The following is a 13,682-nucleotide window of genomic DNA, read 5'->3' as shown; positions in this document are numbered from 1 at the left end:
CTCCCTGGTGTCCCTTGGGTGTCACGCCTGCCAGAATGGCTTGCCAGCCTCGGCCATCACGTCATTCACAGAGAAACCGGCATCGTGGATGTCGCGCTCGCTCCACTGCGCCAGTTCACGCCGTTGCTTCGCGCGCTCGCGCCAAACGTGGAACGTCTCGGCGATCGTCGCCAGGCTGAACGGAGCATGATGATTTGTCATCGATTCATGGGTGCAAGTAGACATTTTGCTCTCCTAAAGCTAAATTTAGGGCCTGAATATCGGCTTCATCCTCACATTGCACAAACGACATTGTGCACCGCGTCACATGACACAAATTCATGGGTCGCGAGAGCGATGAATCGCCAGGGAGAGAGCGCGGATGAGCACCCGGTTGCCGTCACTCAATGGGCTGCGCGCCTTCGAAGCCGCCGCACGCCATCTGAGCTTCACCAATGCGGCAAGCGAGCTGAACGTCACGCAGACGGCGATCAGCCACCAGATCAAGCGGCTGGAAGAGGAGCTTGGTCTCAAACTGTTCATTCGGCAGAACCGTGCGCTCGCACTCACCCCGCAAGGACACGATTACCTGCCGGGCGTTCGCGCCGCCTTCAACGACCTGCGTCTTGCCACCGACCGGCTCAAGCGCCGCGACAATGACCACGTGCTGACGGTGAGCACGCTCGCATCGATGGCATCGAAATGGCTCCTGCCGCGCATTTCGATGTTCCAGAAAGCCCATCCCGATATCGATGTGCGTATCACGACGTCGACCAGCATGGTCGATTTCAAAAGCGGCGATGTCGATGCTGCGATCCGCTACGGCCGCGGCCAGTGGCCGGGCTTGCGTGCGGACTGGCTCACCGCCGATCATCTGTTTCCCGTGTGCAGCCCCGCGCTCCTGACCGGCAAAAAGGCGCTGCGACTGCCGCAGGACCTTGCCGGCTATACGCTGCTGCATTCGAGCGGCGGCTATGACGATGACTGGCGGCTCTGGCTCACCGCCGCCGGACTGCCGGCCAATATTTCGAAGCAACCGGACCTGACCTTCGACATGATTTTCATGACGCTGCAGGCCGCTATCGATGGCCTCGGCGTCGCGATCGGCCGCACCACCTATGTAGAGGGCGACCTCGCCAAGGGCCGGCTGGTGATGCCGTTCGACATCAGCCTGCCCGCCGATGCCGGCTTCTATCTGGTGTCGCCCGAAGCCTCTTCCGACTCGCGAAAGCTGAAGGCCTTTCGCGACTGGCTGCTCTCGCAGGTCCCGCCGGAGCGCGACCGTCCTGGCCGCTGATCGGCATTGTCGACATCACGTGTTCGCGAGCAGATCGCCATCCGAAACATGCTAGAAGTCTGGCCTGTTTCGGAATGGAGCTTGCGATGAATCGGACGACACTGGCCGCGGTTTTCACCCTTCTGGCGCTGGCGCCTGCGCTCGCACAGCAGGCGCCCACACCGCCGGCAGCACCGCCGCCGCCCGACTTCTCAAAAGTCGAGATCAAAACCACGGACCTCGGTGACGGCGTCTACATGCTCGAAGGCCAGGGCGGCAACATGACGCTGGCCACGGCCAAATCAGGCGCGATCCTCGTCGACAGCCAGTTTGCCCCGCTGCATGACAAGATCAAGGCGGCCATCGCCGCGGTGACACCGCAGCCGGTCAAGTATCTCGTCAACACGCATTTCCACGGCGACCACACCGGCGGCAATGAGGCCTTTGCCAACGAAGGCGCGACCATCGTGGCCAACGTCAAGGTCAGAACCCGCCTGAAAAAGGGCACCACGAATTTCCTGACCGGCGCGCAGAATCCGCCCTCCCCGAAGGCGGCGCTGCCGACCAACACTTACACACATCAGCTTAAACTCAGTCTGCCCGGCCGCATCGCCGAACTGCGCCATCCCGACAACGCGCATACCGACGGCGACACCTATGTCTACTTCAAGAGTGCCAATGTCATTGCGACCGGTGATACATTCACCAATGGCCGCTATCCCAATATCGACCTTCTCAACGGCGGCAATATCAAGGGCATGATCGCAGCGACCGACGCCTATCTGAAACTGGCAAACGACAACACCAAGATCGTTCCCGGCCACGGTCCGCTCGCGAACAAGGCTGCGCTGGTCGACTATCGCACCATGCTGGTGACGGCGCGCGATCGCATGGCGAAGCTGATCAAGGAAGGCAAGACCGAGGACGAGGTTCTGGCGGCCAAGCCATTCGCCGATCTCGACGCCAAATGGGCGCCGAATGAGACCGCCAGCAAGAATTTCATTCGCGCTGTCTATGGATCACTGGCGAAGAAGCCGTGGATCAGGCCTTGGTCAAAACCTTGGGGGAAGAAGTCATGAGAGATCTCATCCCCCTCGCCGAGAAGATCGCCATTGAGCTGATCGCACGCAAGCAGACCATCGGCGTTGCCGAATCCTCGACCGGCGGTCTGATTTCTGCTGCACTGCTCGCGGTGCCCGGCGCCTCCGCCTATTTCATCGGCGGCGGCGTGATCTATACGCGCGATGCCAGGCGCGTGTTGATGGATATTTCCGATGATGCGTTTCGGGTACCCGGCATGCGCTCGTCTTCCGAGCCCTATGCACAACTGCTGGCGACGCAGATCCGCGAGCGCCTCGGATGCGACTGGGGTCTGTCCGAGACCGGCGCCACCGGCCCCTCCGGCAATCGTTATGGCGACGCCGCCGGCCATAGCTGCATGGCCGTCGCCGGCCCGCGAAACGAGGTCATGACGCTGGAGACGGGCAGCAGCGACCGGTCTGGCAACATGCACAGTTTCGCGCAGACGGCGCTGACGTTCCTGCTGAAGAATTTAGCGGGATAGGAAGGCGTCAGGCCGGCACTGCCGCTGCCGCCTGCTCCGCCAGAATACACCGCACCACACGATTATCGGCGAGTTCGACATTCGGCGGCGGCGCCTCGACGCAACGCGGCTGGGCGAATTTGCAGCGCGGCGCGAAGGAGCAATTCACCGGCGGCTTGTCCAGCGATGGCGGCGTGCCGGGAATAGTCTCCAATCGTGCGCCACGTTTGGCTCCATGCACGGTGGAGGCCAGCAGTCCCTGCGGATAGGGATGGACGGCCGAGCGTACGATCTGGCTCAGTGTACCCTGTTCGACGATCTGGCCCGCATACATCACCGCGACGCGGTCGCAGATCTCGATGGCCACGCCGATATCGTGCGTGACGAAGATGATCGACATGCCGAATTCGCGCTGCAGCTCGCGCAGCAGCAAGAGGATTTGAATCTGCACGGTGGCATCGAGCGCCGTGGTGGGCTCGTCCGCGAGCAGGATCTTGGGCTTGCAGGCCAGCGCCAGCGCGATCATCGCACGCTGCCGCATGCCGCCGGACATTTCATGCGGGTAGGCATCGAGCCGACGCTTGGCCGATGGAATGCGCACGACCTCAAGCATTTCGAGCGCGCGCTTCACACCCTCGGCCTGGCTCTTGCCCTCGTGACGCATCACGCTTTCGGCTATCTGCTGGCCAATCGTATAAACGGGGTCCAGCGCCAGCGCAGGCTCCTGGAAGATCATCGACACGGTCTGGCCACGAAATGCCGAGAGTTCGTCATCGTCGAGCGCCAGCACGTCCTTGCCGAGCACGTTGACCGTGCCGGTGATCTGAGTACGCTTTTTGGGTAGCAGTCGCATCAGCGCGCGCAAAGTGACGCTCTTGCCTGACCCGGACTCGCCGAGCAGGCCAAGCACCTCGCCTTCGCCGAGCGTGAGATTGAGATCGTTTACCGCATAGACGGTGCGTTCGCCGCCGAACCGGACGTTGAGATTGCGAACCTCGACAAGATTGCTCATGCCAACTCCGGGCACTGTTTGTGGAAATCCGTGGCGCGCTGGAAGGCGGCACCGATGGTCAGCAGCGTCGCTTCATCGAACGGCCGACCAATCAGCTGCATGCCGACCGGAAGTTTCGACTTGGTGAAACCCGCCGGGATCGAGAGACCGGGCAGACCGAGATAGTTGATCGGGCGCGTGAAGCGCGTCAGGCGCTGGATCATCGCTTCAGCACCCGAGCTGTTGCCGACATCGGTCTCGGCAATGGTCGGAGCCGCGCCGGGCGAGACCGGAGCGAGCACCGCGTCAGTTCCGGTCACCGCAGCGAGATAGGCCGCAAGCGCAGGACCGCGCCAGCGCAGCGCCTCGATATAGGATACGCCGGTGATCGCGAGACCGTTCTGCAACCGCATCAGCACCTGCGCGCCGTAGTCCTGCGGACGCTCGATCATCCAGCGCTTGTGCATTGCCGCGGCTTCCGTCGCGAGCACGAACTGGCAGGCTGCCGTGAGCTGACCCTGATTGGGCAGATCGACTTCAACGATCTTGATGCCTTCATCCTTTAGCGTCGCAATGGTGTTCTGCAGAATGGCAGCCGTGTCGGCGTCGAGATCGTCGACATAGAACGCCTTGGGAATGCCGACGGTCATGCCTTTGGCGGAGGCGCGCGTCGCCGCCATGTAGTCCGGCACGGGCCGCGTGCTGGTCGTGGGATCGAGCGGATCGGCGCCGGCCATCAGGCCTGTCAGCAGCGCGCAATCCTCGACGGTGCGGGCCAGCGGACCGACCGTGTCCAGCGATTGCGACAGCGGCATCGCACCGGCGCGGCTGACCAGCCCGACGGTCGTCTTCAGACCGGACACGCCGCAAAAGTGCGCCGGCAGGCGGATCGATCCACCGGTGTCGGAGCCGAGCGCCGCATAGGTCAGGCGCGCGGCAACAGCCGAGCCCGAGCCGGACGATGAACCGCCGGTGACGTGATCGACATGCCACGGGTTATGCACGGCGCCGTAATGTACATTGTGGCCGAGCGGGCCGTAGGCGAATTCGACCATCTGCAACGAACCGAGCCGCACCGTGCCGGCATCCTTCAGGCGCTGCAGCGAGGTCGCCGTCGTGGTCGCCACCCAGTCGCGGCGAATATGCGAGCCGCAGGTCACGACGTGACCCTCGTCGTAATACATGTCCTTATGCGCCAGCGGCACGCCGTGCAGCACGCCGCGGCTTTGCCCCTTGGCGAGCGCGGCATCTGCCGCATCGGCTGCCGCCAGTGCTGCATCGGCCTCGATCGACATATAGGCGTTGAGGCTCGGCTGCGATTTTATGGCGCGATCGAGGCACGACTGCGTGGCTTCGCGCGACGAAATCTTCTTCGTGGCGATGGCGTCGGCGACTTCCGTCAGCGACAGCAATGCGGGTTCGGTGACACTCATTTGGCAGCCTTCGTATTCTGAACGGCGAGGAAGGTCGCGGGCTCGAGATCGAACGGCAGAGTCCCCGCCACGACCGCGAAGCCTTCGAATGCCGGGCCGATCGAATTGGCGATGCGCTCGGCAACCTCGTCGGAGGCGGGAAGGCCGCTGACTTCGGTCAGCGCCTTGATCTGCTTGGCAGTCGGTTTGGTCATGTCAGTGCGCTCCTGCAGCAGGTGCCTTGCTGTGTCCCGAACCCGGGATCGCCATGTAACAGGCAGCCTGATGGCCGGTCACGGTGATTTCAGTCAGTTTCGGCGTCGCCTCCCCGCACATCGCTTCGGCAAAGGGGCAGCGCGTGTGAAAACGACAACCGGACGGTGGATCGATCGGGTTCGGCGGATCTCCGGTGATCGGCGGCGTCTCGGTACGGTTGTCGGGATCGGATGACGGCATCGCGGCGAGCAGCGCCCGCGTATAGGGATGCGCCGGCCCGTCCCAGACCTCGTCCACCGGACCGAGTTCAACCACTTCGCCAAGATACATCACCAGCACGCGGTCGGAGATATAGCGCACCACGTTGAGATCGTGGCTGATGAACAGATAGGTCAGGCCGAATTCGCGTTTGAGATCGACCAGCAGATTGAGCACCTGCGCCTCGACCGACTTGTCGAGTGCCGAAACGGCCTCATCAAGAATGACGAGACGCGGCGACAGCGCCAATGCACGCGCGATGTTGACACGCTGACGCTGGCCGCCAGAGACTTCATGCGGATAACGATTGGCGAAGGTTTCAGGTCGCAGACCGACCTTGCCGAGCAGCTCACGCGCCAGCAACCGCGCAGCCTTGTCGGCCATGCCATGCACCTTCGGTCCGAAGGCGATCGATTCCTCGATGGTCAGGCGCGGATTGAGGGAGGCATAGCTATCCTGAAACACCATCTGCATGCCGCGGCGCAGTTCGCGCAACGACAGTTCGCGCCCGACGGTGCGGCCGTCATAGATGATATCGCCGGAATTGCGCGGCATCAGATGCATCAGCAGCCGTGCCGTCGTCGACTTGCCGCAGCCGGACTCGCCGACGATGCCGACGGTTTCGCCCTTCGAGATGGCGAAGGACACATCGTCTACGGCGCGCACGGTCTTGCTAGGCGCAAACAAGCCGCCCCGCACCGGGAAGTGTTTGGTCAGGCTCACCACCTGCAACAACGGCTGTGCAACACCGCCAATGTCTTCCAGCGGTTCCAGCTTGTCGATCGGTTCTACAATATCACTCATGCCATCAGTTCCGGATATCCATGGCACTGCGCATGCCGTCGCTCAGCAGATTGAAACAGATCGACACGGCGAAGATCATCGCGCCTGGGAGTGCTGCCACCCATGGATTGACATAGATCGCGGTGCGCAGCGTGTTCAGCATCAGACCCCATTCCGGCTCCGGCGGCTTGGTGCCGAGGCCGAGGAACGACAGGCCGGCGGCGAGGATCATCGACACCGAGATCAAACCAGTCGCGTAGACGAAGATGGACCCCAGCACGTTGCCGAGCATGTGGACCCGCATGATGGTGAAAGCGTTCGCGCCGGAGGCACGCGCGGCTTCCACATAGTCCATGTTGCGTACGCCCGTGGTGACGCTCTCGGCCACGCGCGTGATCTGCGGCACGAACACGATGGTCAGCGAGACGATCGAATTGACGATGCCGGCGCCAAGCGCGCCGGAAATCGCGATGGCCAGCAGCACCGACGGGAACGCGTAGAACACGTCGACGGTGCGCATGATCGCAGTGTTGAGCTTGCCGCCGACATAGCCGGCCACAACGCCAAGACCTGTCCCGATGATGAAGGCCAGGATCACCGGCAGGATGCCGATCAACAGCGACAGACGGCCGCCATAGATCAGGCGCGCCAGCATGTCGCGGCCGAGTTCGTCGGTGCCGAGCGGATAATTGGGCGTACCGATCGCGCGCAGGCGACGGATCATCGAGCCCTGATAGGGGTCTGCGAGATGCAGATAGGGCGCAAAGATCGCCGCCAGGAAGATCAGCAGCAGAATGAACGCGCAGGCCATGCTGACCTTGTCGCGCACGATACGGCGGCCGACCGTGGCCCAGTAGCCGCGAGCCTTAGTTGCAGGCGCCGCCTGCAATGCGGTGTCTGTCATTGCGGTCATGAGAGGATATCCAGCATGGTCAGCTCCGCTTGATGCGCGGATCGATCGACGCCTGCGCGATGTCGACCAGAAGATTGAGGAACACGAAGAACAGCGCCAGCACCAGGATCGTGCCCTGCAGCAGCGGCAGGTCGCGTTGGAAGATCGCGGAATTCAGGAGCAAACCCGAACCGGGCCACGAGAACACGGTCTCGATCAGGATCGAGCCGCCGAGCATATAGCCGAGCTGCAGACCCATCACAGCCAACGCTGTCGGCGCAGCGTTCTTGATGACGTGACGAAACACCTTGGTTTCCTGCAGGCCCTTGGCACGTAATGCTTCGACGAAATCCTGCGACAGGATATCGCCGGTGAGCGCACGCACGGTGCGCGTCACGATGCCCATCGGAATGACCGATGTCGTGATCGCCGGCAGCACAAGATATTTGATGTGCTCCCAGTCCCAGGCCCATGAGCCTGAGCCGCCCGGCCCTGCGCCAACCGCAGGCAGCCAGTTGAGCTGCACCGAGAAGATGATGACCAGCACCATGCCGAGCCAGTAATGCGGCACGGACACGCCGGCAATGGCGATTGAGGTCGCCACCTTGTCGACCCAGGTATCGCGGAAATAGCCGGCGATCAGACCAAAGAACAGACCGAGCGTGAAACCGATGGCGGCGGCTGCGATGGCCAGCGTCACGGTGTTGCCGACGGCCTTCAGCACTTCCGCCAGAACGGGACGCCCGGTGGCGATGGAGCTGCCGAGATCACCATGCAGCGCGCGCCACAACCACAGGCCGAATTGCACCGGCAGCGGACGATCGAAGCCATAAGCGACACGCAGTTGCTGCGCCAGCTCCTGCGACGCGTCAGCGGGAAGAATGGCGACGAGAGGGTCGCCGGGCGTGATGTGCACCAGCAGGAAACACACCAGCGCGACGCTGGCGACGATGGGAATGACGTAGACAACACGTCGCGCGATGTAGACGAACACTGGTCACCTTCAGTTCTAGTTCAGAGAGCCGCCTCTGGCGACTTCGCCCCTCTCCTATGCAGGAGAGAGGCGAAGCATCGGCTTGACGTAATGACCGAGTTCTTACGGCGTGATCGACACCGGCGAGAAGTCGACGAACCAGCTCTTCGGCTGCACGAAGCCCTTGATCTTCGGGCTCAGCGCACGCGGACCGACGTCATGGGCCACGTAGAGGAAGGCTGCGTCGTCGACCGAAGCAGCGTGAAGCTCGGCCAGCGCCGCGTCACGTGCCGTCGCATCGAAGGTGGTGCGTGCCTTGGTCACCAGTTCATCGAACTTCGGATTGTTGATGAAGCCCCAATTGTTCGAGACCGGCGGCGCCATCGACGACTGCAGGAAGCGAACCAGTGCGAAGAACGGATCCATCGCCGCATAGGTAACGTTGGTGGCGTTGGAGCCGTTCGCCGAGGGATCCTTGACGCCGCGGCGCCAGTTGGTGAACAGCGTATTCCACTCGATGACATCGAGCTTGACGTCGAAGTAGCACTCCGCCAGCGCCTGCTGCAGATATTCGTTCATCGGCAGCGGCAGCATCTGGCCGGAGCCGGACGCCGAGGTCTGCGTCTTCACTTCAAGCTTCTTGCCCGGGCCGTAACCGGCTTCCTTCATCAACGCTTGTGCTGCCTTCAGATCATACTTGATCTCGAAACTCGGCTTGCCGCGCCAGGGGTGGCCGGGCTCGAAGGTGCCGGTCGCCGGCACCATCAGGCCGGCGAGCAAACCGTCCTTCAGGCCTTCGCGATCGATGCAGAGATTGGCCGCCTTGCGGACGCGGATGTCGTTCCACGGCGAGCCTTCGGCACGAGAGAACTGCCACGGCCAGACATGGGGCTGCTCGTTCTTCTCGATCTTGAAGCCACGCGCGGTAATTTCCTTGACCGCGTCGGGCGCCGGCGCCTCGACCCAGTCGACCTGGCCGGACAGCAGCGCCGCGGTACGGGCGTTGGCTTCCGGCATCGGCAACAGCACCATCTTGTCGGTCTTTGGAACGCGGTCCTTGTTCCAGTAGGCGTCGTTCTTCACCAGTTCGAGACGCTCGCGCGGCGTGAACTTCGACATCTTCCACGGGCCGGTGCCGGAGGCTTCGCGCGCGAAGGCCGCCCATGCGGCCTGCGACTTGGCCTTGGCATCGGCGCCTTCGGCCTTGTCGAACAGCGCCTGCCACTTGGTGGGGCTCGCCATAAAGAGGTTGGTGAGATTAATCGGCAGGAAGGAGTCCGGCTCTTTCGTGGTCAGTTCGACGGTCATGTCGTCGATCTTCTTCGCCGACACCAAGGTTGGCATACGCGAGGCGGTCACACCAACCTGGCTGGCGTCGAACTGGACTGCATCTTGTTTGAGCACCTTGTCCACATTCCAGACGACGGCATCCGCATTGAAGGCCGAACCATCGTGGAAAGTGACGCCGGGACGCAGCTTGAAGGTCCACTTCTTCTTGTCGGCGTCGTCCACCTTCCATTCAGTGGAGAGCGCCGGGATGACAACACTCGCCTTGGTCGCGGACGACAGATCCCAGCCGGTCAGGCCGTCATACATCGTGTTGCCGGTGAAACGATTGCCTTCGAAGCCCTGATCGGGCTGGCCAAGCGTGCGCGGAATATCGGCAGCGGTCATGCCGATGCGCAGCACCGTCTCGGCGCGCGCCACCTGTGGCAAGGTCAGGGCCGTGGCGAGCGTCAGCATCGTAATTGCTGCCGCGAGACGGCTCTTTGTCGGCTTTTCGATACGCATCGTAATCAGTCCCTCTTGGCTTTGGATGACACGTTGGCTTCCGCCAGTGTTGGTTTGTTCTAAACTGGCTAATTCTTATGCAACGCTTGTGCCAAGGCCTGCAACCTTGCACCGCAATGACTCAAACTGCGGCACTGCAGCACACCAGCACACACAAACCGTTCAAAATGCCCAATCTGGCATCAGGATTGCAGGTATCTGGCAGACAATATCCCACCATACGGAGTCTGGTTTATGCGCGTTCGAAGCTCGTTGTTTGTTGCGGCCATCGCCGCCGTCATAGGGGCAGCCGCACCGGCGCAAGCCGAAACGGTCGTGCGCTATGGCATCTCCATGGCGGACGTGCCGTTGACCACCGGTCAGCCTGACCGCGGCGCCGGCGGCTATCAGTTCACCGGCTATACGATCTACGATCCGCTGGTGGCCTGGGAGATGGATGTCGCCGATCGCCCGGGCAAACTCATTCCCGGCCTCGCCACCGAATGGAAGGTCGATGACACCGACAAGACCAAGTGGCGCTTCACTTTGCGCAAGGGCGTCAAGTTTCACGACGGCAGCGACTTCAACGCCGATGCGGTGATCTGGAATCTCGACAAGGTGCTGAACGAGAAGGCGCCGCAATTCGACAAGCGCCAGAGCGCACAGGTAAAGACCCGCCTGCCCTCGGTCGCGAGCTACGCCAAGATCGATGATGGCACCGTCGAGATCACCACCAAGAACGTCGACTCCTTCTTCCCCTATCAGATGCTGTGGTTCCTGGTCTCCAGCCCGGCGCAGTATGAGAAGGTCGGCAAGGACTGGGACAAGTTTGCGTCGCAGCCCTCGGGCACCGGCCCGTTCAAGCTCACCAAGCTCGTTCCGCGCGAGCTCGCCGAACTCAGCAAGAATCCCGACTACTGGGACAAGAAGCGTATTCCGAAAGCCGACAAGCTCGTGCTCGTCCCGATGCCGGAAGCCCTCACCCGCACCAATGCGCTGCTCGCCGGTCAGGTCGACCTGATCGAGACCCCTGCTCCCGATGCCGTACCGCAGCTCAAGGGCGCCGGCATGAAGATCGTCGACAACGTCACACCGCATGTCTGGAATTATCATCTCAGCGTGCTGCCGGGTTCGCCCTGGACCGACGTCCGTCTGCGCAAGGCGCTGAACCTTGCCATCGATCGCGATGCTGTAGTGGCGCTGATGAACGGTCTCGCCAAGCCCGCGATCGGTCAGGTCGATCCCTCGAGCCCGTGGTTCGGCAAGCCCAGCTTCAAGATCAAGTACGATCTCGCCGAAGCCAAGAGACTGGTGAAGGAAGCCGGCTATGGTCCGGACAAGCCGCTGAAGGCAACCTTCATCATCGCCAATGGCGGCACCGGTCAGATGTTGTCGCTGCCGATCAACGAATTCCTGCAGCAGAGCTTCAAGGAAATCGGCGTCGAGGTTGAGTTCAAGGTCGTCGAACTGGAAGTCCTCTACACCGCGTGGCGCAAGGGTGCGGCCGACGACAGCATGAAGGGCATCACGTCCAACAACATCGCTTACGTGACCTCGGATCCTCTCTACGCCATCGTGCGCTTCTTCCACTCCGGCCAGATCGCACCGGTCGGCGTGAACTGGGGCGGCTACAAGAACCCGAAGGTCGACGCGCTGATCGACGAAGCCAAGAACACCTTCGATCCGAAGAAGCAGGACGAATTGCTCGCCGAAGCCCATGCGCAGATCGTCGACGATGCCGTGCTGGTCTGGGTCGTCCACGACACCAACCCGCATGCGCTGTCGCCGAAGGTGAAGAAGTTTGTGCAGGCCCAGCACTGGTTCCAGGACCTGACCACGATCGGTCTCGACTAGGCTTCGGCGCAGCCGCCGATTGCACCATCAAGGCGCCGCCGGGCAACCGGCGGCGCTTTTTTCTCGCCATGCATGCCGTCGCGGAACGCGGATATCTACCGTAGCCTGACGATCGCGCCTTCGTTGCCTGCTAATTCCAGCGCGCCCGAAACATTCTCGCCATGGCGATCCAGTCCCGTCGCCAGCAATATTTCTCCGCCTCCCACGTGCAATGACGCGGGCTCTCCGCTGAGGTTGAGGGCGATCAACACCATCTGCCCGTCATAGACGCGCCGATAGGCCAGCACATCGCCCGCAGCGTCCACAGGCTCATAGCCGCCGAACACCAGTTCAGGCATGTGCTTGCGCAAGTCGATCAGCTTCACATAGAGGCTGAGAATCGAATGGGGATCGGCCGCGAGAGCAGCCGCATTCTGATGCAGATAGTCCGTGTCCAGCGGCAGCCAGGGTACGCCCGTCGTGAAGCCCGCGTGCTCCGTGGCACCCCATTGCATCGGCGTGCGGCACCCGTCGCGGCCAAGACCGATCCCTGGCACGTTCTTTTCGAACGGATCCTGAACCTGATCTGGTGCAATGGGCACCTGCTTCATGCCGATCTCGTCGCCATAATACAGCGTCGGCGTCCCGCGCAGTGTCAGCAACAACATCGCAGCGACGCGCGCCTGAGCCATGCCAACCCGGCTGGCGACACGCGGCCGGTCGTGATTGCCGAGCACCCAGTTCGGCCAGGCGCCGAGCGGCAGTGCAGCTTCGTAGCGCGCGATCAATTCGCCGATGGCGAAAGCATTCCACGGCGCGGAGAGCAGCGCGAAATTGAACGGCAGATGCGCGCCCGACAGGTCACTGCCGTAATAGGCGACCAGCCGATCGACCGGGAGATAGATCTCACCGATCAGCACGCGATCGTCGAATTCATCGACGACGCGGCGCATTTCGGCGACCACATCCAGCGTCTCCGGACGATCGGTCGAGTAAAGCGGCAGAAAAGCCTCGTGGGGCGGGCGCCCAGCCGTGAAATTCGGATTTGTCGGATTATCGCGAAATTCTTCATCCTTGATCAGATGCCAGATCACATCGACGCGGAAGCCGTCGACACCACGACGCATCCAGAACCGCATCACTTCATAGATCGCGTTGCGAACAGCAGGATTGCGCCAGTTCAGGTCCGGCTGTTTGTCGAGAAAGGCGTGGTAGTAATATTGCTGGGTGGCCTCGTCATATTGCCAGGAACTGCCGCCAAATTCGGACATCCAGTTGGTCGGCGCGCTGCCGTCCGGCTTAGGATCGTGCCAGATATACCAATCGCGTTTGGGATTATCTTGCGACGATCGGCTCTCGATAAACCACGGATGCTGATCCGAGGTGTGGTTCGGCACCAGATCGAGGATGATCTTCAAACCATGATCGTGAGCCGCCGCCACCAGCGCGTCGAAGTCGGCCGATGTGCCGAAGATCGGATCGATGCCGATATAGTCTGATATGTCATAGCCGAAGTCTGCCATCGGGGACGGGAAGATCGGCGACAGCCAGATCGCATCGATCCCAAGCTGCCGCAGATAGGGAAGCCGGCCGACGATGCCCGCGAGATCGCCGATACCGTCTCCGTTGGAGTCCTGAAACGACCGCGGATAGATCTGATAGATGGTACCGGCCTGCCACCAGACTGTCGCTGCAGTTGCCATGGTCATGTCACTCAATGTTCTGAGGCTTCCATCACGCACGAAAAAACGGCCCT

At 62.0% G+C, this 13,682-nt stretch carries 13 protein-coding genes; 4 read left to right on the top strand and 9 right to left on the bottom strand.

Translation table 11 applies throughout. The annotated features are described in order from the left end of the window. Nucleotides 1–21 precede the first annotated feature (21 nt). Nucleotides 22–225 carry a DUF1127 domain-containing protein gene (locus AB8A33_RS03840; RefSeq protein ID WP_439091494.1) on the bottom strand — a complete coding sequence of 68 codons (204 nt, stop codon included), beginning with the start codon at nt 223–225 and terminating at the stop codon, nt 22–24. A 136-nt stretch (nt 226–361) separates the two neighbouring features. On the opposite strand from AB8A33_RS03840, the gene AB8A33_RS03835 reads away from it, so the two are divergent. The 3 genes from AB8A33_RS03835 to AB8A33_RS03825 all read left to right on the top strand — a co-directional run bounded on the left by AB8A33_RS03835 (nt 362) and on the right by AB8A33_RS03825 (nt 2,819). After that, nucleotides 362–1,276, top strand: a complete 915-nt coding sequence (locus AB8A33_RS03835; protein ID WP_439091493.1) for a transcriptional regulator GcvA — start codon at nt 362–364, stop codon at nt 1,274–1,276. An 86-nt stretch (nt 1,277–1,362) separates the two neighbouring features. Next, nucleotides 1,363–2,334 carry an MBL fold metallo-hydrolase gene (locus AB8A33_RS03830; RefSeq protein WP_439091492.1) on the top strand — a complete coding sequence of 324 codons (972 nt, stop codon included), beginning with the start codon at nt 1,363–1,365 and terminating at the stop codon, nt 2,332–2,334. Next, complete coding sequence (locus AB8A33_RS03825; protein ID WP_439091491.1) at nt 2,331–2,819, top strand: CinA family protein; 489 nt, start codon at nt 2,331–2,333, stop codon at nt 2,817–2,819. The genes AB8A33_RS03830 and AB8A33_RS03825 overlap by 4 nt, the downstream gene beginning before the upstream one ends. A gap of 7 nt (nt 2,820–2,826) precedes the next feature. On the opposite strand, the gene AB8A33_RS03820 is transcribed toward AB8A33_RS03825, so the two are convergent. The 7 genes from AB8A33_RS03820 to AB8A33_RS03790 all read right to left on the bottom strand — a co-directional run bounded on the left by AB8A33_RS03820 (nt 2,827) and on the right by AB8A33_RS03790 (nt 10,066). Beyond that, nucleotides 2,827–3,810, bottom strand: coding sequence for an ABC transporter ATP-binding protein (locus AB8A33_RS03820; protein WP_093757055.1), 984 nt, complete (start codon nt 3,808–3,810; stop codon nt 2,827–2,829). Further along, nucleotides 3,807–5,222: an amidase gene (locus AB8A33_RS03815; protein WP_439091490.1), complete on the bottom strand. Its 1,416-nt coding sequence runs from the start codon at nt 5,220–5,222 to the stop codon at nt 3,807–3,809. Before AB8A33_RS03815 ends, AB8A33_RS03820 begins: the two co-directional genes overlap by 4 nt. Then, on the bottom strand, nt 5,219–5,416 hold the full coding sequence (locus AB8A33_RS03810; RefSeq protein WP_439091489.1) for a hypothetical protein: 198 nt from the start codon (nt 5,414–5,416) through the stop codon (nt 5,219–5,221). The genes AB8A33_RS03815 and AB8A33_RS03810 overlap by 4 nt, the downstream gene beginning before the upstream one ends. A gap of 1 nt (nt 5,417) precedes the next feature. Then, nucleotides 5,418–6,479 carry an ABC transporter ATP-binding protein gene (locus tag AB8A33_RS03805; protein ID WP_439091488.1) on the bottom strand — a complete coding sequence of 354 codons (1,062 nt, stop codon included), beginning with the start codon at nt 6,477–6,479 and terminating at the stop codon, nt 5,418–5,420. A 4-nt stretch (nt 6,480–6,483) separates the two neighbouring features. After that, complete coding sequence (locus tag AB8A33_RS03800; RefSeq protein WP_410001885.1) at nt 6,484–7,362, bottom strand: ABC transporter permease; 879 nt, start codon at nt 7,360–7,362, stop codon at nt 6,484–6,486. 28 nt (nt 7,363–7,390) lie between these two features. Further along, nucleotides 7,391–8,344, bottom strand: a complete 954-nt coding sequence (locus AB8A33_RS03795) for an ABC transporter permease (protein ID WP_439091487.1) — start codon at nt 8,342–8,344, stop codon at nt 7,391–7,393. 102 nt (nt 8,345–8,446) lie between these two features. After that, nucleotides 8,447–10,066, bottom strand: coding sequence for an ABC transporter substrate-binding protein (locus tag AB8A33_RS03790; protein ID WP_439095848.1), 1,620 nt, complete (start codon nt 10,064–10,066; stop codon nt 8,447–8,449). A gap of 282 nt (nt 10,067–10,348) precedes the next feature. Here AB8A33_RS03790 and AB8A33_RS03785 point away from each other — a divergent pair, with 282 nt between their 5' ends. Then, nucleotides 10,349–11,947, top strand: coding sequence for an ABC transporter substrate-binding protein (locus tag AB8A33_RS03785; protein ID WP_439091486.1), 1,599 nt, complete (start codon nt 10,349–10,351; stop codon nt 11,945–11,947). A 95-nt stretch (nt 11,948–12,042) separates the two neighbouring features. Here AB8A33_RS03785 and AB8A33_RS03780 read toward each other — a convergent pair whose 3' ends face one another. Beyond that, nucleotides 12,043–13,629: an alpha-amylase family glycosyl hydrolase gene (locus AB8A33_RS03780; RefSeq protein WP_439095847.1), complete on the bottom strand. Its 1,587-nt coding sequence runs from the start codon at nt 13,627–13,629 to the stop codon at nt 12,043–12,045. Between the last annotated feature and the right edge of the window lie 53 nt (nt 13,630–13,682).

Origin of the sequence: Tardiphaga sp. 813_E8_N1_3 (genome assembly GCF_051811025.1) — a bacterium.
Taxonomy (GTDB): Bacteria; Pseudomonadota; Alphaproteobacteria; order Rhizobiales; family Xanthobacteraceae; genus Tardiphaga.
Note: the sequence above shows the minus strand (reverse complement) of the source record. Positions and strands in the feature narration are given on the sequence as shown.